This is a genomic window from Streptomyces fildesensis (assembly GCF_016107395.1).
Lineage (GTDB): Bacteria > Actinomycetota > Actinomycetes > Streptomycetales > Streptomycetaceae > Actinacidiphila > Actinacidiphila fildesensis.
In genome coordinates this window covers 300955-323428 of sequence record NZ_JAAIKO010000004.1, presented here as the reverse complement: position 1 = coordinate 323428, position 22474 = coordinate 300955, and the positions used below count along the sequence as shown (strand labels likewise).

Genomic DNA, 22474 nt, shown 5'->3' with positions numbered 1-22474 from the left:
TATCCGACGAGGTTATCCTCCGTGGTTGACTACATTAAATGGTGCCTGCCGGGTCCGGGATCGCGGCTGCGCGATGCCTCGCACCCCGCAGGCGCGATCCCTCCCGTGCTCTCGAGTAGACCCTGAACTCAGGCTCGCGACTACTCAAAAATGGACTGTTGAATGGGTGAGACTGAGGCTGCGGAGCGGACCTGCCGCGCCGACTCGGGAACAGGAAGAACTAGTTCCGAACTTAGATCTGATACTGAGATCACAGCACCCGCGAGAATAGCTGCCAAAGTATCGGCCTGCTGTTCATGCAAGTCGGTCAGACGCCGCAGAACTGAGAGAACCTCCATGAACTCAGTGATCCAATCGAGGGGCCACGTAGCCACATGAACATGGTCGAGCGGACTTGTCTTCTTTCCGTCAGGCAATGCCTTTCGATACCCGAACCACTTCCTGAGCACATTGTTCCCACCTACGTCGTATTCCCACATCGCTGGGGTGACAGGGCCGAAACTACCAAGGCCTAGGTTGATCACCTTCTTGTCTTCGTCATAGGTCATTGCCCCTGGTACTTCTGCGCCGATATCCTTTTCGCATACAATGCGGCGCCCGTCTCCCTGGGGGAATAGAACATCTCCAAAGTTCCGCGCGTGGGCGTCATCGACGAATCTTTCACCAAAGGTGGAAGCCCAGATAACATCCTCTCCTTGCAAGCAGGCCTTCGACCACAGGTCAGGATCAGCCGTTAGCGGTACACGTACTCCTGGTGTATTGAGTTCGTCAGCGAATGTCTGGGTGAAAGCCGGGCAGGCGACAACTCCTGCGACGTAGGATGCCAGGCTATCTGCTGATACTTCCACGCCGAGACGGGAGCTGATGGCATCAAGCAAACCCGGTGAAACGTTATCGCTGGTCCATCGGGATGCCTAAGCGGGAGAGTTCGACCTCCCTCACTTCCCTTGAATGCATCGCTATCTGGAATCAACGACATGAACAGAACACCTGGGCCGGATTCGATGGGCTTGGAGTGCTGTTCCACTAGATATAGCTGCTCTGGAGAAAAAGACTCCCAAAGGAAAGGTCGCGGAAAGTCTATGATGCGACGGTCTGGAATAATCCACTGGCGGTCGAAGTTTCTGTAGCCGTACCTCACTGGTTCAGCGCAGACACCGCTCTCATCTGCGACCGTCCCAACGTGAGGCGTCTGTCCGGGAAGGGGATCAACGCTCTTGTCGAGGGCGCGATCACGAGTGACCTTGAAAAGCTTCTCCTTTTCGGAAACGTCAGATTCTCCGATGAGTCGGCTCCAGCGGTCCTTCAGGATGTCTGGAGACGGCCCACTGACCCAACCTCGATTGGAGGTGACACCCGTTGTGAACCAAGGGAACAGGTCACTTAGGGCGGGGAAATCGTCCCATCCTGACTCTGCAGCTGGCGTGAAAGGGGCATTCCAACCGGGTCGAACTGCTCGCCAGTTGGAATCGTCCAACGCGATAGACTTGAGCGCCTCGAACTTCTCATCTCTACGCCCAGATACGGCCCTGTAGTGGATTACAGCTGGCATCTCAGAGCTGGGCTCGGATTTGCGAACGAAGAGACCGATAGCCAATGGCTGCTGCACCTTTGGAAAGAGACGCGTTCGAACTTCCGGTCGCATTCTCTCCGGTGAAAGATCGATAATCCAGCCCTCGTCACATGTTCTGCGCAAGTAATTTCGCATTCCCTTGAAGCCCGGACCGCGAAGATAGCCCGCCGTTGTGATGAAGCAAACGACTCCGCCGCGATCGGATTCGTGAGCGTCAAAAACCTTCCAGGTAGCCCACCTCCAGAAATAGACATAGAGATTTTTCAGTTTGTACTCTTGCTTTCCATTTCCCGGAAAACGAAACTCTTGGAGTGGCGGCTCACCCGCAAGCTTAGAGCCTGACTCAATCCAACCGCCCTTGCCCTCTGCCCGCTCCTGATAAGGAGGGTTCCCGATGACAACGGTAACTGGGGTTTTTGATTTTATTTCGTTTGCCTGCCGTCGCGACTCCGCGATCGGTGCGTATGTCGCGGCAATTTGCTCTTGTTGAATGTAGGGATCGTCCAGAGTGTTGGTTACGAACATCAGGGTTGAAGAATCAGCAACGTCTGCCTTCAAGCGCTTGTACATGTCTGTCGCACGCAATTCTGCTACTGCGTACGGGCCCATCTGAATCTCAAAACCGATGAGTCTATTCGCAAGAGCTTTTACCGTAGGGGCAACCATGCCCGGGCCAAATTTGTTCCTTGCGTGCTCTCCCACCCTTTCAATGACCGAATGAAGGAAGGTCCCCGTTCCCATTGCCGGATCCACAATGGTTACACTTTTATCAGCAAAACCGCTCGCTTTTCCGAGTCGCGTTTGTAGGACTTGCTCTGTCAGTCGAACCATCTCGTCGACAACTTCGAATGGAGTGTAGTAGGACCCACTATCCTGGCGAAGTGTGTCATCGTAGACGCCTAGGAAATGCTCATACAAGTGCAGGTAGGCATCTTTCTTTCCAGCTCTGATCGATGGCCAATCGACGGAACCGATGACGCGCACCATGAAATCTAGAGTGACTTCGAATCGGTCGGTCGCTGTCTCCGAGAAGAGTTGTAGAGCCTTACCCATAAGTGAGTGACCAGCACCAAGTTCGCGCGCAATTTCATGGAGGCCGCTATCGAGAGGGACGCCCTCTGTATGAGCGAGCAGCAGCGAGAAGGTCACAGCTTGTGCATAGCCATCTGCGAATGTGGCGTCATCGGCAGTGGGGAAGAGTAGATTGCGCCAGTCTCTCGCGAGCCCAGTGAATGGCTGGAGCCCAGCTGCCGCGCCTCCCTTGACAGCCTTCTTTTCTGCCTCGAGTTGCTCAAGTACGGCGGAGCGCAACAATCGACAGAGAGGGGCAATCCGCCCAACGAGGAGAGAAACGGACTTCACTGGAGGTGGTACCCAGCCAAGGAATGCTTGGATCAAATGTAGAAACTCGGCATCGACGGCGGTTAGTCCTTCTCCGCTTTTATGAAGATTGCCATTCAAATGCACCGGCTGCCCAACAAGTTCACCGTTACGGTAAAGACGCCACGCAGTCCCGTTCGTATACATCAAGTTGGGGACGTCCCGCAAACGCTCCCATTGCTTCTTGTTGGGCCCGTTAAAGTTTGCTGGATCGATGCTCAGTTCGGGTTTTTTTACCTCGATGTACCCGACAATGTCGCCCTGGATGCCCACTGCATAGTCGGGCCTTACGCCCAAATCTTTCAGCCTTGTTTCTGCATGCCAAAGAATATTTGTAAGTCCAGACTTTTCGCCAATCTCTTGCAGCAGATGTTCCAGCGGGCCCCTGATCGCCGCTTCAGGTTCTCCAGGGCCCGCCAGTAGTCCTTTGCAGCTGGCACCGAATCCGGCGATCGCCTGAGATACCCATCCCGGAACGTCATTGACCATGCCTTCAACTCCACAAGCTAGATGGGTCGCTCGATGATGCTGTAAGGAAGCCATTCAACCGTATGCGGAGAAGAGTGGGAAGCTGATCCGCCCAACGGTCGATGCCGGATCCCCTGCGACCGGGGCACTTTGGGGGGCCGGAGATGACGGGTTGCAAGACCACAGCGAGGCGCACGGCCGCCCTGCACTTCGTAGTCGCGCTCCAGGCTACGAAGTCAGGGACTGCATGAACTTCCTGACCTGCTCCGGTCAACTCGACAGACGGTGCTCTCACTAAGCCGGCCCGCGGGGCCCGTGCAGCGGTACGACGGTACCGCCGGATGCGCCGAGTTCCTGTCTGAGCAGTGTGTTGTCGTGGTGAAGCGCGGCGATGGCAGTCGCAGCGGCACACAGACGACGCTGGAGTGTCGTGCACTCCTGGGTCTTATCGGCGAGCTTTTTGCGGAGTTTGCGGATCTCCTCGTCCCGGTTGGGTTCCAGGGAGGCAACCTTGCCGTGCTTGGCGAGGTGCGCGTCCCACTCGGCAAGGATGGTGCGGGCCCGGTTCATCGTGGCTCGGCTGACTTGGGCCTCCTGCCAGAGGTTCTGTTTGGTCAGACATCCGTTGGTGTGGAGGGGCTTGCCCGCGAAGAGCCGTTGCATCGCGCTCCGCAGAGCCTGGGCAGTCTGGGCAGTGACGCCGTCGTTGGTCAAGGTGCGGTCAGCCGGGCCAGTCACGAGTTCTCCTCGCGGACCAGGGCGAGCACAGCGTCGACCCGGTCAATCTCGCGGCGGATAAGGGCAGTGCGGGGCGCGGGCAGACGGCGCGTCTCCAGAAGCTTGAGTTGAGTTCGCCGATGGGAGTCATGGAGGGCAACATGCTCGACGCCAATCAGGCTGTTGCGGCAGCGGTCGGGGCGGCAGCGATGGTCGAGCGGGCCAGTGTGACCCTCAGGGATGATGGTGTTCTCCAGGCAGAGCGCGCCAGTCGGATTGGACTCGTCGAACAGGCAGTTGTTGAGCATCCCGAACCGGATGGTGATCCGGGCCTTGCGCAACAGGTCCTCCTCGGTTCGAGCGTCGCCACCTTTGGCTCTCACCGTGGCGATGATCTCGTCAAAGACATCCTTGACCCGATCCGCGCCGGGGCCGTAACCAATCTTCTTGCCGTCCCTGTGCAGACCGAAAAGCTCCTTGAACCGACGAAAGCGGGCCGCGTCAACGGCAGACTGCAGGAGCCCAGACCACTGGGTGTCGGCGGCGGCGTAGCCGAGGGTGGAGCGGTTGGCCAGCGCGCGCGCGGCCACGTGCTTGAGCTGAATGCCAAGGGCGATTTCGGAGCCGGGGAATTGGTCAGTGAGCATGGCCATGGTTCGGCGAAACATGTGGGGACGCACTTTCCCTTCCGGGATTTCCTCGAGTCCGGACCAGTCCCGGCCCTCGTTCACCTCGCCAATGAACGAATCGATCATCTGGTCGCCGTGCGCTGCCTCGGTGAGATCAGGCCTGCTCAAAGGTGCGAAGACTCGTTCCTCGTGGATTGAAACACTTTCGGCGACGGTGATCGCCTCGGCAAGGGGGTCAGTGATCCACCAGTGCTTGCCCGGCCGTCCCGGCCGCTGCTTGTCGAGCGTGGACGCGATCGCGGGAGCGTTGTAGTGCTCGACGACCGCTCCGCGCCGGATCTCATGAATCTCACTGTCTCGCATCATTGACAACGCCCCCACCAGGCAGAACGCCGCGTCCCTGATCTTGGACAACATGGTGACCAAAGTCCGGGGGTCTAGGCCTGGATGCCAGGGCCCCTTCGTGCCGTCCGGCCGGGTGACCTCCACCAGGTCATGGATGATTCCTGTCGTCGTCGGATGCCCAGACTCCAGCGCCCCCATCACCCTCTCGCGGCGTAACCGGCTCGCTTCAGACTGCGCAGTGAAGACTGATCCCTCGCGCTCGATTCCGAGAAACAGCGACAGCAGGTTCCAGTTCACTCCCTCTAGCCGACAGTCCCGTAGGCTCCCCGCCGGCAGGTGCCTGTGTACGGGGATACGACTGCCGGGATCAGCGAGCCAGGCATCCAGGACGGCATCTACAGCGCTGCGCTCAACCTTCACTGCCCGGCCGCGGAGTTCCTCATAGTGGCGCTGGGCGCGCAGCACGTCGGGGGCGAACGTGTGCACGTAGATCCAGGCGGCGCGGACCAGCGGGAACCAAACTCCGGGCGCGATCGCGGGAGTGGCGACCTCCCCTGTGGCGACGTACTGAGCCACGTTTCGGGCACTCTTGCCGCGCCACGGATCCATCGACGGGCCACCGCAGTTGAGTGCGGGACCGTACTCATGGAGCCGTCGCAGGACTAGCACGTAGCCCATCAGGGTGCCCGGGCTCATCCGATCCGACAGCGACTCCACACATCTCGTCAGATCGGTACCCCGCCAGGCCCCGAGCTGCGCGGGCAGGCCGTTCTTGCCCGCCCATTTGATGATCCCTCGCATCCGTGACATATCACTAATGATTGTGGACGGATCAAGCGGGCCAGGCAGGAGATGCACTCCGGCATCGATCACCGCTTCGTGACGTGGATTGGCCATGATCATGGCCAACTCGCGGACTGTTAGGTTCCATTCGGGCATTTCAAGACCCTTATGGAATGTGATCTTCCATCCGCACGCGGGAATGTTGGCGTTGCGCCGGACGACACCGTTGAAGTTCCAGAGCCCTGCGTCGCCGAACCTTGGGACCTCCACGGCGTTCTGTCGTGCTTCGTGCAGCGTCGCGTGACTCTGAATGACCGGTTCGTTGTCACCGAAAATTGACACGGCCAGAGGGCGGGTGATGGGGGTGGTCATGCGTCGAACTCCACGTGTGCAGATAGGGGCAGATCAAGGGTGATACTGCCCTCCTCGATGTGTTTGCGGGCGACCGTAATCTCTTCTTCGGAGCGGTCCTCCAGCGTCGCCCGCAAATTGGCATAAGACTGACCCCACACGGCTGTGAATCGCTGGGGGTGCAGGCGCTGGCGCACCCGCTCAAGGTGATCTCGGAACAACAACAGCTGCGGCAACTGGCTGGGCATCACCCAGGCGTTGCAGCACTCCAAACAGCGCAGGGGAGCGACGGCGCACAACTCTCCGCGCGGGCTGAACGGGCTGTCGTACGGGTTTTTGCAATGCGTGACACCCATGTCGAGCTCGCCCTGGATTAGATCGCTGGCCTCCTGCTCGCTCAGCCCCAAAGTCTGCAGCTGGGCAAGTTCGTCCACTGAGGCGACGACCTGCGTGGTGAATACGGTGGGGCCGTCCACCGCCTTGTTGAACCAGTGCTCCTGTGAGGTGTTGATCACCTCCGCAGAGATCACCCGCAAGGTCGTTCCCTGGGCGTAGTGTCCCTTGTAGGTCTCCTCATGATGGTCGTCGGCGATATCATGGATTCGTCCGCGGAAGGTCACCGATTTTTCCACTTTGACCGACTTGCGCAGGCGCCTGATCTCCTGCTTCCCGGTGACAGCGATGTTATTTTGCCGCAACCAGGCAGAGAATCGAGACAGCGGGGCCTCCGGGTTCCACTCGCAGAACTTGAGCGTCAGATCGACGTCCACGGCTGCGCGGACGAACAGTTTTCTATCCGGTTCAGCGGCCTTGAGGCGTGCCCGTTCGGTAACGGTCAAGAGTCGGCGGACGATGGATCCGACTTCGCGCCGGGGCTCGTCCTGAAAGTCTTCGGTTTCCACCACGTCGGCCATTTCCAACGACGCGTCCTTAAAGGCGCGGTAGTAGCGACGCCTCGCACGCTTCTTGACAAGTGTGAGACGGACCCCGCCGGGCAGGAACTCCACATCGTCCTCACAGAGCGAGCTGACTTCCTCGGGGGCGTGGCCGGTGGCATCCACCAGCAGGATGCGGAAGGCATGTAGGTCTAGCGCATTCGGCCACAACTGAGCGGCTAACCAGCGGTCCAGAACTTGCTTAACCGCCCTCGACTGGATGGTGCCGTCCGATCTCATGACGCATTGGCGCAGTTCATCCGGCCACTTTGAGGGCGATGGCAGATTGTGGTGGATGTCGACTGGAAGGATTGCGTTGTGGGCCAGCCCCCACAACAGGTCATCGATCGACATCCAGGACCCGCAGTCCGGATGCTGGCCCTGACTGGCGCGCTCCCACCCTGCGGCCAGCCGCTTCTCTAAAGCGACTACCGCATTCCAGGCACCGCGGACCAAGGCCTGTTTGTCCTTTCGAGAGAACTCGTCCAGCTCGGTAGTCTCCCCTATCGGCACTCCGCTGCCGGCCCGGGCCATAGCTGTCACCCGCTCAGTCACTGGCCTTTGCGGATGCTCTACTCGCCGACGCACCAGGACCCGGATTGCCCCTGACAGAATGGATGGGCGCGTCGATCCGGTGGCGAATTCGGAGGGCAGGGTGCGTTCCCAGGCCGCCACCACTCGCGCAAGGTCCGGATGATCCCTGCCTAGGGAGGCATTAGGCGCGGCAGAGCCCAGCATCGCGTCCGCTGAGGCGCACAGGCGTTTGATCGCCTGCTGGTAGCTCTGCACGGTGCCCGCCGACAGTCCCGCGGCCGTCACATACTCGACCCACTCATCAGCGAGTTCGGCCGCCAGCTGGGCGCACTGGTAGTTACCCGGGAGGATCCGGTTGGTGAGGTTGCGGCGGGTAGCTGTCGAGGCGCGCACTATCCGCTCGCCGATCCGGCTGACCTCGATGGCCGACTGCTGGGAGTCCTCGGGGAAGTCCCGAGAAAATTCTCCACGCCGCGGCATCAGACGGACTCCTTCTTGTCCAGCCCAAAGGCGTGCGAGGCGATCTGGGCATAGGTAGCCTCATGGCCTACCTCTCCGACCCAGCCGCGAAAGGCGTCATCAAACTGGTTCAGGGAGTCGTCGGCGTACTCGAGGTACTCGAACGTGGTAGCTGGGCTGGAGTGCCCAAGTCTGCGACTGACGATCAGGAGAGGGTTCAGACGCATGTGGCTGGATAGGTAGGACCGGTGGCGCCGGCGGCGGGCCAATGCGTCTGGTTCCTCGCCGTCCATCTGCCGCTCCAAATAACTCAACAGCTGCAGCGCAAAGGTATGGCGAAGATCGTGCCAGCGCCACCGCTGGCGCGGCAGCACAGGAGTGCTCTCATTCGCCCAGGCAACCATCCGTCGCCAAGCACCGTGCCGGTAGCGCTTCCAGGAATCCGCCCCTGGCATCAACCCGCTATGGCAGATGAAAACAGCCATAGCCTCCAATCCAACCTCCGTCTCACGCACGGCGATTCGGCGCAGCCACGGCTCCATTCCGGACATCGAAAATACCCGGTCCATGCCGTCTAGTAGGCCGTAGACCAGACCCGAATCGTGATCAACCCGCGAGACGACGAATAGGTCCCGGTGCCGGCGTTCCAGGCGCCTCGCCGAAGTCGCCGATTGCTCGGGCCGCTCTAGCAGCAGATACGGTTCTAGTCCGCTCATCGAGTCTGAAGGTACATAGATTTTGCGAGCCTTGCCGTACTTTGCGCAGGCCTGAACCGTAAACACGACGTCGTCGACGGCGTACCCTACCCCGATTCCCAGCTCCGGTAGCAGCACCGTCGCCCACTCCTGCCACCGCATCCCTGTTCCCAACGCCAGGTCTGCGCCTCCGCGATTTCGATGCGGCGCCCAGCCTCGGAAGGACAGGTCCACTGCCGAATCCGGCTGCTGACCACCCAGACCCACGTCCCGTAAGTAGCGGTACTGATCGAGGGCGAGGTGACGAATGTTCATCCTCTGCCGGATCCGAGGCGCCATGGGGTTGCGCCCCATCGCCCCCATCCGCACCGGCAAATGCTCACGCGCTCCTACGCGAACCAAGTGGCCATAGAACCGGTCCAACAGCTGGCACTCCTTGCCCCAGGCCGAGTCCCCCAGCGGCCGCTTTTGTAACTCGGTGCGGACTCTTTTGAAGGCTTGGATGTCCGACTCTGTAGCCGTCACTAGGTTACGGCCACGCTTTTCCTGGTAGTCCGAAAGCCGCGCGACGATCCGCCCATACTCCCTCCGTGTGCCTGGCTTCAGGGCAGCGTAGGCAAGTGTCCGGCCCCACGAGGACATCGGCTCCACCGGCATCATCGTCTCGCCATCTAGGAAGATCGGCGTCCCATCTGCGATTGCTCGGTCATCCAGCAGCCTAGCGACGTCGTCGCCGGAGATTACTAAACTTTCCAAGTACCTTTTGGCGTTACCGGAGTTCACAAAGAACAAATCCATCCTTCACTCCTTCCGAGACAGTGCTGACAAGAGAGATATCAGAACTTCATCGCCACGGGAGGAGCTTCGAGGACTAGAGACACGTTCTCGTGAGACATCGATGAACTGCCCTAAGAAGAAGTGGGTCAGGATCAGCAGCGCGATCGAGGTCACCCCGAGCGACCGCAGACACCGGTCGACGAGGGCCGGCTCCGGCCCGGCGTCGATGACGACGGCCGAGCCGTCCGTCCCGGACAGCACCAGGGCATCCCCCTGGCCCACATCGCACATGGCGAGCCGCCAGCCGGGCGGCGGCCAGCCCGTGATGACGCGCGGGAGCGGTACGGGCCGCAGCACGGCGAGCAGCAGCAGGAGCGCGACCGCCGCGCACAGCCATGGGCGGGCCAGCAGCCGGCGGCCCGTCGTCACCACCGCCACGGTGAGCACGGCGAGCAGCAGGCCCCCGCCCCATCCGCCGGGCCAGCCGATCCCGGCACCGGGCAGTGCCGCGCCCCGCCGGGCGACGGCCGCGATCCAGCCGGTGGGCCACCCGGCCAGCCAGGCCAGCCACTCGGCGGCCGGCATCGCGAACGGCGCGGCGGCCAGCGCCCCGAACCCGAGCACCGTGGCCGGCCCCACCGCCAGTTCCGCGAGCAGATTGCACGGGATCGCGACCAGGCTCACCTGCCCGGCGAGCACCACGATCACCGGGGCGCAGACCGCCTGCGCGGCGCCCGCCGCGCCCAGCGCCTCGGCCGGTCCCGGCGGCATCCCGCGGCGGCGCAGGGCCGCGCTCCACCGCGGGGAGATCGTCAGCAGCGCGCCGGTGGCCAGCACGGAGAGCAGGAATCCGTGGGAGCGGGCGAGCCAGGGGTCGTAGAGGACGAGGAGGAGCACCGCCGCGGCCAGCGCCGGCAGCAGGGCGCGGCGGCGGCCGGTGCCGATCGCCAGCAGCGTGATCAGCCCGCAGGCGGCGGCCCGCAGCACACTCGGATCGGGACGGCAGACGATGACGAACCCGACGGTGAGCAGCCCGCCGAGCACGGCGGTCGTGCGCAGCGGGATCCCGATCCGCGGGGCGAGCCCACGTCGCTCCGCGCGGATGGCGAGGCCGGGCGGCCCGATGAGCAGCAGCAGGACGATGGTCAGATTCGAACCGGAGACCGCCGTCAGATGGGTCAGATCCGTGGTCCGGAACGCCTCGCGCAGTTCCGGAGTGAGCCGTGCGGTGTCCCCGTCGACGAGCCCGGGGAGCAGCGCCCGCGCATCGGGCGGCAGCCCGTCCGTCGCCGCGCGCAGCCCCGCCCTGAGCCGCCCCGCGAAACGCTGCGTCGCGGTGGGCGGGCCACTGATGTGCGGCGGCCCGCGCACCGACAGCACGGCGGCGCTCCGCTCGCCGGGCAGGACCGACGGTGCGATCCGTGCCGCCACAGTGACCCGGGTGGACGGCAGCAGTCCGAGCCACGGATCGGCGGACGACGCGGACACCCGGCCCTCCGCGGGACCCGACCCGGCCGGGCGCGAGCCCGGTCCCGTTCGTGGCCCCGGCCGCTGTCCCGGTGCCGGCTTGCGCGGTGCGCCCGCTTCGGCGATGACCAGGACCGGCGTGCGGACCTTCGTGGTCACCCCGTGCGCGGTGACACGGACGGCCTCCGCCGCGACGATCACGGCGTCCGGGGCGCGGGCCGCGCCCCGGACGTGCGGGAGGGCAGGCCGCGGATCGCCGGTGATCCTCAACTCGACGACAGCGTGGGCATGTTCGGCGGCCAGCGCCGGCAGCGGCCCGCGATGACCGTCCGCCGCATGCAGCGCGGCGACGGCCGTCGCCGCGGAAGCGCACAGCAGCGCGGTGGCGGTGGCCACCGCCAGCCCGGCGGGCCGCCCCCACCGGGCCACCAGCAGCGCCACCCCCAGTACGGCGGTGACCACCGCACACCAGGCCGCCATCTCTCCCGGCATCCCCAGCGCGAGCGCCGACGCGAGCCAGGCGGCGAGGGCCGGCGGCACGAGCCGCAGGTCCGCAGGGCCCTCCTGGTGCGGGTTGGACGCGCCGAGCGGTGATACCGCCGACGCGTGCACGGCCGAGCGCGCCACGGCGCCCGTATCCGCCCGGCGCCCCGCCGCCGCGTCGGGGCCCGCCCTGGGACGGGTCACGGCTGGACCAGGGGCTTGAGGTCGGAGAAGCGCCGGTCACCGATGCCGGTCACATTGCGCAGCTGGTCGACGGAGGCGAAGCCGCCGTGCTGGGCTCGGTAGTCGAGGATGTGCCGTGCCAGGACCGGTCCGACGCCCGGCAGGGTCTCCAACTGGGCGCTGGTCGCGGAGTTGAGGCTCACAGGACCGGCCGGCGCACCGCCTCCCGGTCCGGGGGCGGCGGGTGCGGGCGGCCCGCCGACGACGACCTGCTCACCGTCGGCGAGCACCCGGGCGAGGTTCAGCGCGCTGGTGTCCGTCCCCGGGAGCGCCCCGCCGGCCGCCGCGAGAGCATCGGCCACCCGCGACCCGGCGGGCAGCCTGAGCAGCCCGGGACGGCGGGCCTTGCCCGCGACGTCCACCGTCAGGACCGTCTTCGCCGCCCCCACGGCGGCCGGCACGTTCGGCACGGACCCGGCCGGCCCGGAGCCGGGCGCGGCGCTCGGCCCCCGCATCGGGAACAGGGACGCTCCGGGCGACGGTCCGTCGACGCGCGCCGGAGCGGAGACCGTCCGCGGGCGCCCGGTCCAGAAGTGCTGCACAGCGAAGCCGACGGCGACGGCCAGGACGACCAGCAGGGCAGCGGCGGTCCTGAACTCCAGGCCGCAGCGCACATACAGCCAGCCGCGGAAGGCTCGTAACCGCTCGGCAGGAGTCGCCCGGAACCGCGCCATGCCCTCAGGCACCGACCCCGACGCCAAGGTCGACGGCGCGGCCGAAGAAGCCGCAGAAGGAGCAGTAGAAGGACTGGAGCCAGCGGGCGGTGACGGTGGCGGATCCGGGCGAGGGTCCGGGCGCGGGTCCGGTGGGTCGAAGAGCGCGGCGGCGCGCTCCCCCACCGTCCCCTGGAGGTGCTGAACGCCCCGATTGCCCTGGAGGTGACTGCGGCGGCGGCTGATCGTGGTGAGCGCTGTGGTTCCCATGCCGCGAAACTAAGCGGAATCACCGAACGAAGATGATCACTGCCAAATCCTGTGGATAACCCACGAGTTGTGGACAACTCGCTCACTCAATGAGGTGAAATCACCGCTCCGAGCAGCCCCGGCCCCGCGTGCGCGCCGATCACCGCGCCCACCTCGCTCACCACCAGCTCGTCCAGCCCCGGCACTCGCTCCCGCAGCCGTTCGGCCAGCGCCGCCGCACGGTCGGCGGCGGCCAGGTGGTGGACCGCGACGGCCACCCGCCGGCTGCCGGCCCGCTCGACGACGATCTCCTCCAGCCGCGTGATCGCCCGGGAGGCCGTACGGACCTTCTCCAGCAGCTCGATCCTGCCGTCCACCAGCTGCAGGATCGGCTTGACCGCCAGCGCCGACCCGAACAGCGCCTGCGCGGCACCGATCCGGCCGCCGCGCCGCAGATAGTCCAGGGTGTCGACGTAGAAGTATGCCAAGGTGTCCGCCGCGCGCTTCTCGGCGGCGGCCACGACCTCGTCGGCCGTGCCCCCGGAACCGGCGGTCTCGGCCGCCGCCAGAACCGTGAAACCGAGCGCCATCGCGACCATTCCGGTGTCGACGACCCGTACCGGAACGGGCGAGTCGCGCGCGGCGACCAGCGCCGCGTCATGGGTCCCGGAGAACTCGGCGGACAGATGCAGCGAGACGATGTGGTCCGCCCCCGCCCCCGCCGCGGCCCGGTAGCACGCGGCGAACTCCGCCGGGCCGGGTCGCGAGGTGGTCACCGGACGTCTGCGCTGCAGGGCTCTGGCAACCGCCGGGGCGGAGATCTCCGTGCCCTCTTCGAACGCCTCGTCGCCGATCACCACGGTCAGCGGAACGACGGTGATGCCGTGCCGGGCCAGTGCCTCCTGCGAGAGGTAGGCCGTGGAATCCGTGACGATAGCGACATGCGGGGACATGTGCGGGAGGTTACCCGGGGCCCGGGCGTGGCGACAGTGCGGCCCGGGTCAAGATCGGCTGATGTGCTTGTGCGGCCCGGGTCAAGATCGGCTGATGTGCTTGTGCGGCCCGGGTCAAGATCGGCTGATGTGCTTGGGATCGCCGGCGGGGCCGCCCGTGGGGCCGCCGGTCGGCAGCGTGCTCGGCGCCCAGTGGCGCAGCGCTCCGGCCTCGATGTCGATCTGCTGCGCCAGCGCGGTCAGATCGTCGTCGGCGAACTGCCGGGCCCGGTCCTGGGCGGCCCAGCGCAGCGCGTCGGCGGAGTGGGTGATCCGCTCGGTGCGCTCGGCCAGGGACGGCAGCCGGTCGGCGATCCGCGCCTTGTCCGGCTCGCGCTCCAGCACCTTCAGCTCGGTGTCCAGCACCCGCGCGTGATCGTTGAGCCGGGCGAGCAGGGCGGACGCCTCGGAGAGCGAGGCGTCCTCGGCCGAGCCGGCCTCCAGCGCCCGGTAGGTGCTGTCGATGGAGGTCCGCAGGTCCAGCCGGAGTTGCGCCAGCTCCCCCGCCGCCCCCATCAGCGTGTAGCGGCGGGCCTTGAGCGCGGTGTCCTCGACGACCCGGCGGGCCTGCGCGCTGCCGCGCTCCACGCCGCGCTTCACCGCCCGCACGGTCCGTACGGTGGCGACGACGCCCACCGCCACGAACGACGCGAAGAGCAGCAGCAGCACAACGACGGCGATATCCACGGGTGCTCCTCCGGTCGAACGGGCGCGGGCAGCCGGGTGGGCCCACCGTCAACGGTAAACGCACCGGGCGGATCGGTGGCTCCGTACGAACCCCCAATCCGCCCGTAAGGGAAACCCCTGGTACCCGGCGCACCGCCGGATACCAGGGGTTCTGCGCACTCCGTAGCGTCAGCCGGTGACGATGTTGACCAGCTTCGGCGCCCGCACGATCACCTTGCGCACCGCGGCCCCGCCCAGCGCCGCGACCACGCCCGCGTCGGCCAGCGCCAGCGCCTCCAGGTCCGCGTCCGAGATCGTCGGCGGCACCTCCAGACGGGCCTTGACCTTGCCCTTGATCTGAACGACGCAGATCACGGCCTCGTCCTGGACCAGCGCCGGGTCCGCGACCGGGAACGCTGCGTGGACCAGCGAGTCGTCGTGGCCCAGCCTGCGCCACAGCTCCTCGGCGATGTGCGGGGCCAGCGGGGCGACCAGCAGCACCAGCGGCTCGGCGATGGCACGCGGCACGGCGCCGCCCGCCTTGGTCAGGAAGTTGTTCAGCTCGGTGACCTTGGCGATGGCGGTGTTGAAGCGCAGGCCCGCCATGTCCTGGCCGACGCCGTCGATCGCCTTGTGCAGCGCGCGCAGCGTCGCCTCGTCGGGCTCGGCGTCGGACACGGTGACCGCACCGGTCTCCTCGTCGACGACATTGCGCCACAGCCGCTGCAGCAGCCGGTACTGGCCGACCACCGCGCGGGTGTCCCAGGGGCGCGAGACGTCCAGCGGGCCCATCGCCATCTCGTACAGGCGCAGGGTGTCCGCGCCGTACTCGGCGCAGATCTCGTCCGGGGTGACGGCGTTCTTCAGGGACTTGCCCATCTTGCCCAGTACGCGGCTGACGGGCTCGCCCTGGTGGAAGTAGGCCCCGTCGCGCTCCTCGACCTCGGCGGCCGGCACCGGGAAGCCGCGGCTGTCGCGGTACACGAACGCCTGGATCATGCCCTGGTTGTACAGCTTGTGGAACGGCTCGGAGGACGAGATGTGCCCCAGGTCGAACAGCACCTTGGACCAGAAGCGCGCGTACAGCAGGTGCAGCACGGCGTGCTCGGCGCCGCCGACGTACAGGTCGACGCCGCCGTGCGGCTGGCCCTCGCGCGGGCCCATCCAGTACTGCTCGATCGCGGGGTCGACCAGCCGCTCGCTGTTGTTCGGGTCCAGGTAGCGCAGCTCGTACCAGCACGAGCCGGCCCAGTTGGGCATGGTGTTGGTCTCGCGGCGGTAGCGCCGGGTCCCGTTGCCGTCACCCAGGTCCAGGTCGACGTTCACCCAGTCCGCGTTGCGGGACAGCGGGGTCTCCGGGCGGGTGTCCGCGTCGTCCGGGTCGAAGGTGCGCGGCGAGTAGTCGTCGACCTCCGGCAGCTCCAGCGGCAGCATCGACTCGGGCAGCGAGTGCGCCACGCCGGCCTCGTCGTAGACGATCGGGAAGGGCTCGCCCCAGTAGCGCTGTCGGCTGAACAGCCAGTCGCGCAGCCGGAAGTTGACGGTGGCCTCACCGATGCCGTGCCCGGACAGCCACTCGGTGATCCTCGCCTTGGCGTCGACGACACCCAGGCCGTCCAGGGAGAACTCGTCGTTGGCGGAGTTGACCAGCTTCGCCTCGTACGAGGCGAAGGCGTCGTCCCACGCCGCCGGGTCGGTGCCGCGGCCGTCGGAGGGCTGGACGACACAGCGCATCGGCAGCTCGAAGGCGCGGGCGAAGGCGAAGTCGCGGCTGTCGTGCGCCGGGACGGCCATGATCGCGCCGGTGCCGTAGCCCATCAGCACGTAGTCGGCGATGAAGACCGGGACCTGGTCCCCGCTGACCGGGTTCACGGCGTAGGCGCCGGTGAAGACGCCGGTCTTCTCCTTGGCGTCGGCCTGCCGCTCGACGTCGGACTTGGCGGCGGCCATCTTGCGGTACGCGGCCACGGCCTCGCCCGGGGTGGCGTGCCCGCCGGTCCACACGTCGTGGGTGCCCTCGGGCCAGGCGGCCGGGACGACTGTCTCGACCAGTTCGTGCTCGGGCGCCAGCACCATGTAGGTGGCGCCGAACAGCGTGTCCTGGCGGGTCGTGAAGACGGTGATCTTCTCGTCGCCGACGGCGAAGTCCACCCGGGCGCCCTCGGAGCGGCCGATCCAGTTGCGCTGCTGCAGCTTGATGGCCTCGGGCCAGTCCAGCGGCTCCAGGTCGTCGATCAGCCGGTCCGCGTAGGCCGTGATGCGCATGTTCCACTGGCGCAGCTTGGACTTGAAGACCGGGAAGTTGCCGCGCTCGGAGCGGCCGTCCGCGGTGACCTCCTCGTTCGCCAGAACGGTGCCCAGCCCCGGGCACCAGTTGACGCGCGACTCGGACGCGTACGCCAGCCGGTACTCGCCCAGCAGGTCGGAGCGCTCGATGGCGCTCAGCGCGTCCCAGGCGCGGCCGTCCGGGGTCGGGCGGGCGCCGGAGGCGAACTGTGCGACCAGGGTGTCGATCGGACGGGCCCGGCCCGCCTCCTCGTCGTACCAGGAGTTGAAGATCTGCAGGAAGATCCACTGGGTCCACTTGTAGTACGCCGGGTCGATCGTCTCGACCGACCGGCGCATGTCGTGGCCCAGGCCCAGCCGGCGCAGCTGGCGCCGCATGTTCTCGATGGCGTCCTCGGTGGAGGCCCGCGGGTGCGTCCCGGTGGCGACCGCGTGCTGCTCGGCGGGCAGCCCGAAGGAGTCGAAGCCCAGGGTGTGCAGCACGTTGTGGCCGGTCATCCGCTGGTGGCGGGCGTACACATCGGTGGCGATGTAGCCCAGCGGGTGGCCGACGTGCAGTCCCGAGCCCGAGGGGTACGGGAACATGTCCATGATGAATTTCTTGGGCTTGGCGGCCAGCTCGGCATCCCCCGCCAGGTCACCGCTGGGGTTCGGCGCCTCGTAGGTACCGGACTCCTCCCAGAAGTCCTGCCAGCGGGCCTCGATGTCGGCGGCCAGCTGAGCGGTGTACTTGAAGGTCGGCACAGTACGGTGCGGCTCGGCTGCCTCAGTGGCGGCGGTGGTCTCGCTCATCGTCCTCGAAGCTCCATCGTGATCATGACGGGCGTACGCCGCGTCTGCTGCCTGCCTGCGGAAACGAAAAAACCCCTCGCACAGGAGGGGCCGCCGCACTGACTCGGTTCGTCGTCAGTGCGGCTTGCTAAGCAGAAGGCGTACGGCACGCATGGGGTCAGGTTACCGCAGCGCGCGAGGGGCCCGCACCGGGAATGCCCCGGTGCGGGCCCGTGCACTGGCTCAGGAGCTCAGCCCGTGCGCCGACCGTGAGGTCAGCGGTGGTTCTTCTTCGGCAGGTACGAGGTCACGTAGTCGGCACCAGGGGTACCGACGCCGGTGACGTCGTCGAAGCCGACCGTGGCGTGCAGCGACGCGTCCTTGCCGAGGCTGCGCAGGGACGTGATCGTGCCGTCCGCCGCGTCGACACCGTTGACGAAGTCAACGCGGACGACCGCCTGGTCACGGCCCTGGCCCAGCGGGTGGTCCGTGACGTCGTGGTAGGCCGACGTGGCGTACCGGTCGTAGATCAGCGGGTTGGCGAAGCCGACCGGGACCCCGTGCCGCGCCTGCTGCACGAGCGCCTGGACGCCGGCGATCACCGGGGCGGCGAGCGAGGTGCCGCCGATCCGGTACTCGCTGTACGCCAGCGAACCGTCCGCGAGGGACTGGGTCTGACCGACGAGGAAGCCGGTGTTCGGGTCGGCGACCGCCGAGATGTCCGGCTCGACGCGCTGCTTCACGCCGCCGCCGTTGGCGAGGGCGAGCGAGTCCGGGACGACGTTGCGCTGGTAGAACGGCTGCGCGTACAGGTTGCTGGTGCCGCCGCCCGCGCCTGAGGTGTAGGCGCCGGGGAAGCCCGTCCAGCTGTTGCCGTCAGCCGACAGCACAGCCTTCTCGGTGCCCCATCCGGTCTCCCACTGGTACTTCTCACCCTTGCCGACGTTCAGCGAGGTGCCGCCGACCGAGGTGGCCCAGGGGGAGTTTCCGGGGGTGTCGACCTGCTTCTTGCCGGTCTTGGCGACGTTGTCGCCGGAGTCACCGGAGGAGAAGTAGAAGCCGATGCCCTCGACAGCACCCTGCAGGAAGGTCTGGTCGTAGGCCGCGGCCACGTCCGGGGTCTCATTGGCCTCGACGTCGCCCCACGAGTTGGAGACGATGTCGGCCAGCCGGCCGTCGACGATCTTGTTCAGGGCGTCGAGCAGGTCGTTGTCCTGGCAGGACGCGCCACCCACGTAGACGATGTCGGCGTCCGGGGCCACGGCGTGCACGGCCTCGACGTCGAGCGTCTCCTCGCCGTACCAGCCACCCGCGTCGCAGGCCTCGGTCGAGTTGTAGTCGGCGGGCAGCACCTGGGAGAGCTGGCCCTTGCGGTACGCCTGGTCACCGTTGTTCTTGGCGTACTTCTTCGCGTCCTGGACGATGTACGGCGAGGCGTACGCGTCCGTGATCGCGACCGTGACGTTCTTACCGGTGTAGCTCTTCGCACCGTAGGCGGCGCGCAGGTCCTTGCCGGTGTAGCCCTTGATCGCGTACGGCGCCTTGGTGCCGTAGGCGGACGGGAGCTTCTTGTTGGTGTTCGAGCCGAAGTAGCTCGAGAACGGCCCGGCGTTCTTGAACACCGCGCCGGGAGGCGGCAGCGCCTCGTCGTGCTTGGCGATCTTGGGAGCGTTGTCCAGGCCGACGACCGTGAGCACCGCGCCGTTCAGCGCCGCCGGCGCGGACGCCGTCGTCGCCGGGGCGTGGTAAGTCTTGCCGTCCTTGGCGAAGTTGTGCAGCTGGGTGCCGAACGCCTTCTCCGCGGCCGCCACGTCACCGCTCACGGTGATGTAGTGCTGGGTGGTACCGGTCACCTTGAGGCCCGAGGACTTCAGCCAGGCGGTGACCTGGGCTATCTGGTCCTTCGTCGCACCGAACCGCGCCTGTGTCTGCGCCGCGGTCAGATACTTGCCGTAGGAAGCCGACTTCGGGTCGGAAACCGCGGTCGCATAGGCCGTGAGGCCCTTCGCGTCCCGGCCCGCCAGGTAGACACGGGCGGTAACGCCGCTGGCGTCCGCCGTGTCGCCCTTGTCCGCATTGGCGGTTGCCCACAGCGGCTTGGTGCCACTGAGCAGCTGCCTGTCGTGCGGTTGGTCAGCCTGCGCGGCAGGTGTGCCCAGCGCGAGCGCGCCGGCCATCAGCGGCAGCGCTGCGGCCACCGCCAGCCCGGCACGCGTTCTTTTGCGCTCAAATCTCATGAAACCCCCATGCGAAGCGAGTTGACGCCGATTACGGTGTCGCCGCTATGCGTACGGCTCGTACCGCAGAGCGCCACTCTTTCGCCGAAAAGCTCATGTCAGGGGCATGCAATTGCCAAGAGCAGGCCAAAGAAACGCCAGCGAACGGTAAGCGGCACGAGCCGGTCACGAGGGGCGGAAGCCGCTGCCCGGCCGGTGGGAACCGTGGCCGGGCCGACCGGAACCGCGGTCCGATCGGCGGGTGCTGACGGGGAATCCGGCACCCGGTCGGATCGACGTTAGCAGCGGCGGCAACGGCGTGGCCGGAGTTGCCGGAAGCCGGCCGCCGGAGGACGACCGCGGCTGCGGGCTCGGCCGGGGTCACGCGCTCGGGGCGCACCGCGCCCGGCTCACCGCGGCAGCGGCGGTGACCGGCGGCCGGCCAGGGCGGTCCGCCGCTGTCCGGCGCCGGCGCTGCGACCCGAAGACGCGAAGACCCGAAGACCGAGGAGAAGGCCGGACGAGAAGAAGGCCCGACCGCCGGTTCGGCGATCGGGCCTTCTGATTGTGGAGCTACGGAGAATTGAACTCCGGACCTCTTGCATGCCATGCAAGCGCTCTACCAACTGAGCTACAGCCCCGCGGTGTACCCCGCCGGGTTCCCCCGGCGACTCGGCATACATTACACGGCCCTGGGGGTGTTTCGCCAAATCGTTTACCGGGAAGCCGGGGGCTCACCTGGAGGAACGGTTGCTCTGCTGTTCCGAGGCCGAGCCAGGTAATGTCGGGATTCCGTGCCAGGTTCACCGGCGCCCCGTGCCCCCCACCAGTCTCCCTGGAGCAGCGCACTGTGACAGCGACGCAGCTGACCGCCGACACCCGCATGATTGCGGCCAGGACGTTCATTCTGCGGCGACCGACGCTGCTCGCCGCGGCGGTCTGCCTGGTCTCCTTCGCCGGCTTCTGGATGGCGCAGCGCGCCTCCCATGTGTCGATGATCGACCTGATGGTCTACCGGGCCGAGGGCGCGACCGTGCGCAACGGCGGCGACCTGTACGAGATGCGGGCCACGTACGCGAACCTCCCGACCACCTATCCACCCTTCGCCGCGCTGATGTTCATGCCTCTGACGTGGATCGGCGTGGGCGGGATGCGCGCGGTGGCGACGGTGGCGAACCTGGGCCTGCTGGTGGCGCTGGTGCATCTGTCGCTGCGGCTGACCGGGCGGCCGGCCAAGCTGCCGGCCGCGGCGGTGACGCTGGCCGTCGCGTCCGTCGCGGTGTGGTGCGAGCCGGTGTGGACGACCCTGCGGTACGGGCAGATCAACCTGCTGCTGGCCGTGCTGGTGCTGTGGGACCTGACGCGGCGCGCGGGCCATCGCTGGGCCGGCTTCGGGACCGGGATCGCGGCGGGCATCAAGCTGACGCCCGCGCTGTTCGCGGTGCTGCTGGCGGTGGCCGGGGTGGCGCTGGGCTGGCGGCGGCTGCGCCGTGGCCACAGCCCCTGGAATCCGCACCTGCGGCGGGCCGCCGTGGCCGTCATCACGTTCGTCGGGACGGTGGCGATGGCAGCGGTGGCGCTACCGCACGACTCACGGCGGTTCTGGACCGAGATGCTCTTCGCGGCGGACCGGGTCGGCTTCGGCGAGGACACCGCCAACCAGTCGCTGCGCGGGATCTTCGCCCGCGCCCTCCACACCGGCGACCCGGGCAGCGGCTGGCTGCTGGCGGCCGCCGTCGTCGGCTGCGCGGGCCTGGCCGTCTCGGTCGCGGCACTGCTCGCCGGGGACCGGCTGCCCTACAACGTGGCCTGGGCGACGCTGGCCTGCGCGGTGACCGCGCTGCTGGTCAGCCCGATCTCCTGGTCGCACCACTGGGTGTGGGGGGTGCCGATGGTGATCCTGCTCGGCACCGAGGCGCTGCGCCGCCGGGACGCGCTGTGGGCGGCGGGGGCGGCCCTGGTGGGGCTGCTGTTCTGCTCGTTCATGCTGTGGCTGGTCCCGCACGGCGCCGGGCGGTTCGAACTGGGGCAGAGCGGCGGGCAGATGGCGCTGTCCGCGGTCTATCCAGCGATCGGCGCCGCGTTCCTCGCGGTGACCGGCACGGTGGCGTTCCAGGCCTTCCGCAACGATCCGCGCCGACGGCGCTCCACACCCGTGCTGTCGTCGCGGCGGGCGGCCGCGTACGACTACGTCAACCGCTGACCGAACCCTCTACCCCGGCAGTCGTCCCCATCGCAGCCGCCTCGCCCGTCCCGTCCGTCTCTTCCGCCCCGTCCATGCCACGGCGGAGCAGGTTGTCCTCGACCCGGGCCAGCAGCCGGGCCAGTTCCCGGCGGTCGGCCGCCGACAGCCCCGCGACGGTGATCTCCTCCAGCTGCCGCCACGCGTCCTCGACGGGTGCGCGCAGCGTGTGGCCGGCCTCGGTCGCCTCGACGAGGACCGCGCGCCCGTCGTCGGGGTCGGGGCGGCGGGTGACCAGACCGGACTGTTCGAGGCGCTGGACCATCCTCGTCACCGTCGACGGGTCGAGGTCCAGCAGCTTGATCAGCTCGGACTGCCGCTGGGGTCCCGCGTCCCACAGCCGCATCATCAGCAGCTCCTGTCCCGCGTAGAGGCCGGCGCCGCGCAGCAGCCGGCCGGCGGCCATGCGGTGGGCGCGGGCGGTGCGGAACACCGCGTGGCTGATGCCGGTACGGCCGACGGGGGCCCGCGGCGGCGTACAGGCGGGGTCTTCGGTGGCAGCAGGGCGGCTCGTCGGGGTCATGAACCCATTATGTTGGCCGGCCAAGGAATGTGCTGGA

Annotated in this window: 14 protein-coding genes and 1 tRNA gene; 1 reads left to right on the top strand and 14 read right to left on the bottom strand. The window is 66.9% G+C overall.

The features are described from left to right. Positions 1-140: 140 nt before the first annotated feature. The 13 genes from C6N31_RS45100 to C6N31_RS09290 form a co-directional block, all read right to left on the bottom strand. The gene (locus tag C6N31_RS45100; RefSeq protein WP_198357375.1) at positions 141-848 is read right to left on the bottom strand and encodes a type ISP restriction/modification enzyme; all 708 of its coding nucleotides are present in this window, start codon (positions 846-848) and stop codon (positions 141-143) included. Beyond that, positions 734-3442: a type ISP restriction/modification enzyme gene (locus tag C6N31_RS45885; protein ID WP_307811311.1), complete on the bottom strand. Its 2709-nt coding sequence runs from the start codon at positions 3440-3442 to the stop codon at positions 734-736. Before C6N31_RS45885 ends, C6N31_RS45100 begins: the two co-directional genes overlap by 115 nt. Positions 3443-3715: 273 nt before the next feature. After that, complete coding sequence (locus C6N31_RS09340; RefSeq protein WP_307811310.1) at positions 3716-4159, bottom strand: hypothetical protein; 444 nt, start codon at positions 4157-4159, stop codon at positions 3716-3718. Further along, positions 4156-6267, bottom strand: coding sequence for an integrase (locus tag C6N31_RS09335; protein ID WP_198357373.1), 2112 nt, complete (start codon positions 6265-6267; stop codon positions 4156-4158). The genes C6N31_RS09340 and C6N31_RS09335 overlap by 4 nt, the downstream gene beginning before the upstream one ends. After that, positions 6264-8195 (bottom strand): hypothetical protein, encoded by a 1932-nt coding sequence (locus tag C6N31_RS09330; protein ID WP_198357372.1) that lies wholly within the window; start codon positions 8193-8195, stop codon positions 6264-6266. Before C6N31_RS09330 ends, C6N31_RS09335 begins: the two co-directional genes overlap by 4 nt. Further along, positions 8195-9667: a site-specific integrase gene (locus C6N31_RS09325; RefSeq protein WP_198357371.1), complete on the bottom strand. Its 1473-nt coding sequence runs from the start codon at positions 9665-9667 to the stop codon at positions 8195-8197. The genes C6N31_RS09330 and C6N31_RS09325 overlap by 1 nt, the downstream gene beginning before the upstream one ends. 3 nt (positions 9668-9670) lie before the next feature. Further along, positions 9671-11800: a ComEC/Rec2 family competence protein gene (locus tag C6N31_RS09320; RefSeq protein ID WP_307811309.1), complete on the bottom strand. Its 2130-nt coding sequence runs from the start codon at positions 11798-11800 to the stop codon at positions 9671-9673. Continuing rightward, positions 11797-12513 (bottom strand): ComEA family DNA-binding protein, encoded by a 717-nt coding sequence (locus tag C6N31_RS09315; RefSeq protein ID WP_269285038.1) that lies wholly within the window; start codon positions 12511-12513, stop codon positions 11797-11799. Before C6N31_RS09315 ends, C6N31_RS09320 begins: the two co-directional genes overlap by 4 nt. A gap of 335 nt (positions 12514-12848) precedes the next feature. After that, complete coding sequence (locus C6N31_RS09310; RefSeq protein WP_138353151.1) at positions 12849-13694, bottom strand: DegV family protein; 846 nt, start codon at positions 13692-13694, stop codon at positions 12849-12851. 114 nt (positions 13695-13808) lie between these two features. After that, positions 13809-14420: a hypothetical protein gene (locus C6N31_RS09305; RefSeq protein ID WP_164293976.1), complete on the bottom strand. Its 612-nt coding sequence runs from the start codon at positions 14418-14420 to the stop codon at positions 13809-13811. 168 nt (positions 14421-14588) lie between these two features. Next, positions 14589-17477: a leucine--tRNA ligase gene (gene leuS, locus C6N31_RS09300; protein WP_138353149.1), complete on the bottom strand. Its 2889-nt coding sequence runs from the start codon at positions 17475-17477 to the stop codon at positions 14589-14591. A gap of 254 nt (positions 17478-17731) precedes the next feature. Then, on the bottom strand, positions 17732-19693 hold the full coding sequence (locus C6N31_RS09295) for a S53 family peptidase (protein ID WP_198357370.1): 1962 nt from the start codon (positions 19691-19693) through the stop codon (positions 17732-17734). A gap of 547 nt (positions 19694-20240) precedes the next feature. After that, positions 20241-20313, bottom strand: a tRNA-Ala gene (locus tag C6N31_RS09290). Positions 20314-20522: 209 nt separating this feature from the next. Here C6N31_RS09290 and C6N31_RS09285 point away from each other — a divergent pair. Beyond that, the gene (locus tag C6N31_RS09285; RefSeq protein ID WP_307811308.1) at positions 20523-21875 is read left to right on the top strand and encodes a glycosyltransferase 87 family protein; all 1353 of its coding nucleotides are present in this window, start codon (positions 20523-20525) and stop codon (positions 21873-21875) included. Here C6N31_RS09285 and C6N31_RS09280 read toward each other — a convergent pair. Next, positions 21865-22437 (bottom strand): MarR family winged helix-turn-helix transcriptional regulator, encoded by a 573-nt coding sequence (locus C6N31_RS09280; RefSeq protein WP_198357369.1) that lies wholly within the window; start codon positions 22435-22437, stop codon positions 21865-21867. The two genes, C6N31_RS09285 and C6N31_RS09280, sit on opposite strands and share 11 nt — an antisense overlap. Positions 22438-22474 lie beyond the last annotated feature (37 nt).

Bases quoted from the DNA above. Each gene is read 5' to 3' on its own strand.
- C6N31_RS09330 (WP_198357372.1), bottom strand. From the start codon at position 8,195: ATGCCGCGGCGTGGAGAATTTTCTCGGGACTTCCCCGAGGACTCCCAG.
- C6N31_RS09280 (WP_198357369.1), bottom strand. From the start codon at position 22,437: ATGACCCCGACGAGCCGCCCTGCTGCCACCGAAGACCCCGCCTGTACG.
- C6N31_RS45885 (WP_307811311.1), bottom strand. From the start codon at position 3,442: ATGGTCAATGACGTTCCGGGATGGGTATCTCAGGCGATCGCCGGATTC.
- C6N31_RS09295 (WP_198357370.1), bottom strand. From the start codon at position 19,693: ATGAGATTTGAGCGCAAAAGAACGCGTGCCGGGCTGGCGGTGGCCGCA.
- C6N31_RS09325 (WP_198357371.1), bottom strand. From the start codon at position 9,667: ATGGATTTGTTCTTTGTGAACTCCGGTAACGCCAAAAGGTACTTGGAA.
- leuS (WP_138353149.1), bottom strand. From the start codon at position 17,477: ATGAGCGAGACCACCGCCGCCACTGAGGCAGCCGAGCCGCACCGTACT.
- C6N31_RS09310 (WP_138353151.1), bottom strand. From the start codon at position 13,694: ATGTCCCCGCATGTCGCTATCGTCACGGATTCCACGGCCTACCTCTCG.
- C6N31_RS09315 (WP_269285038.1), bottom strand. From the start codon at position 12,513: ATGGCGCGGTTCCGGGCGACTCCTGCCGAGCGGTTACGAGCCTTCCGC.
- C6N31_RS09335 (WP_198357373.1), bottom strand. From the start codon at position 6,267: ATGACCACCCCCATCACCCGCCCTCTGGCCGTGTCAATTTTCGGTGAC.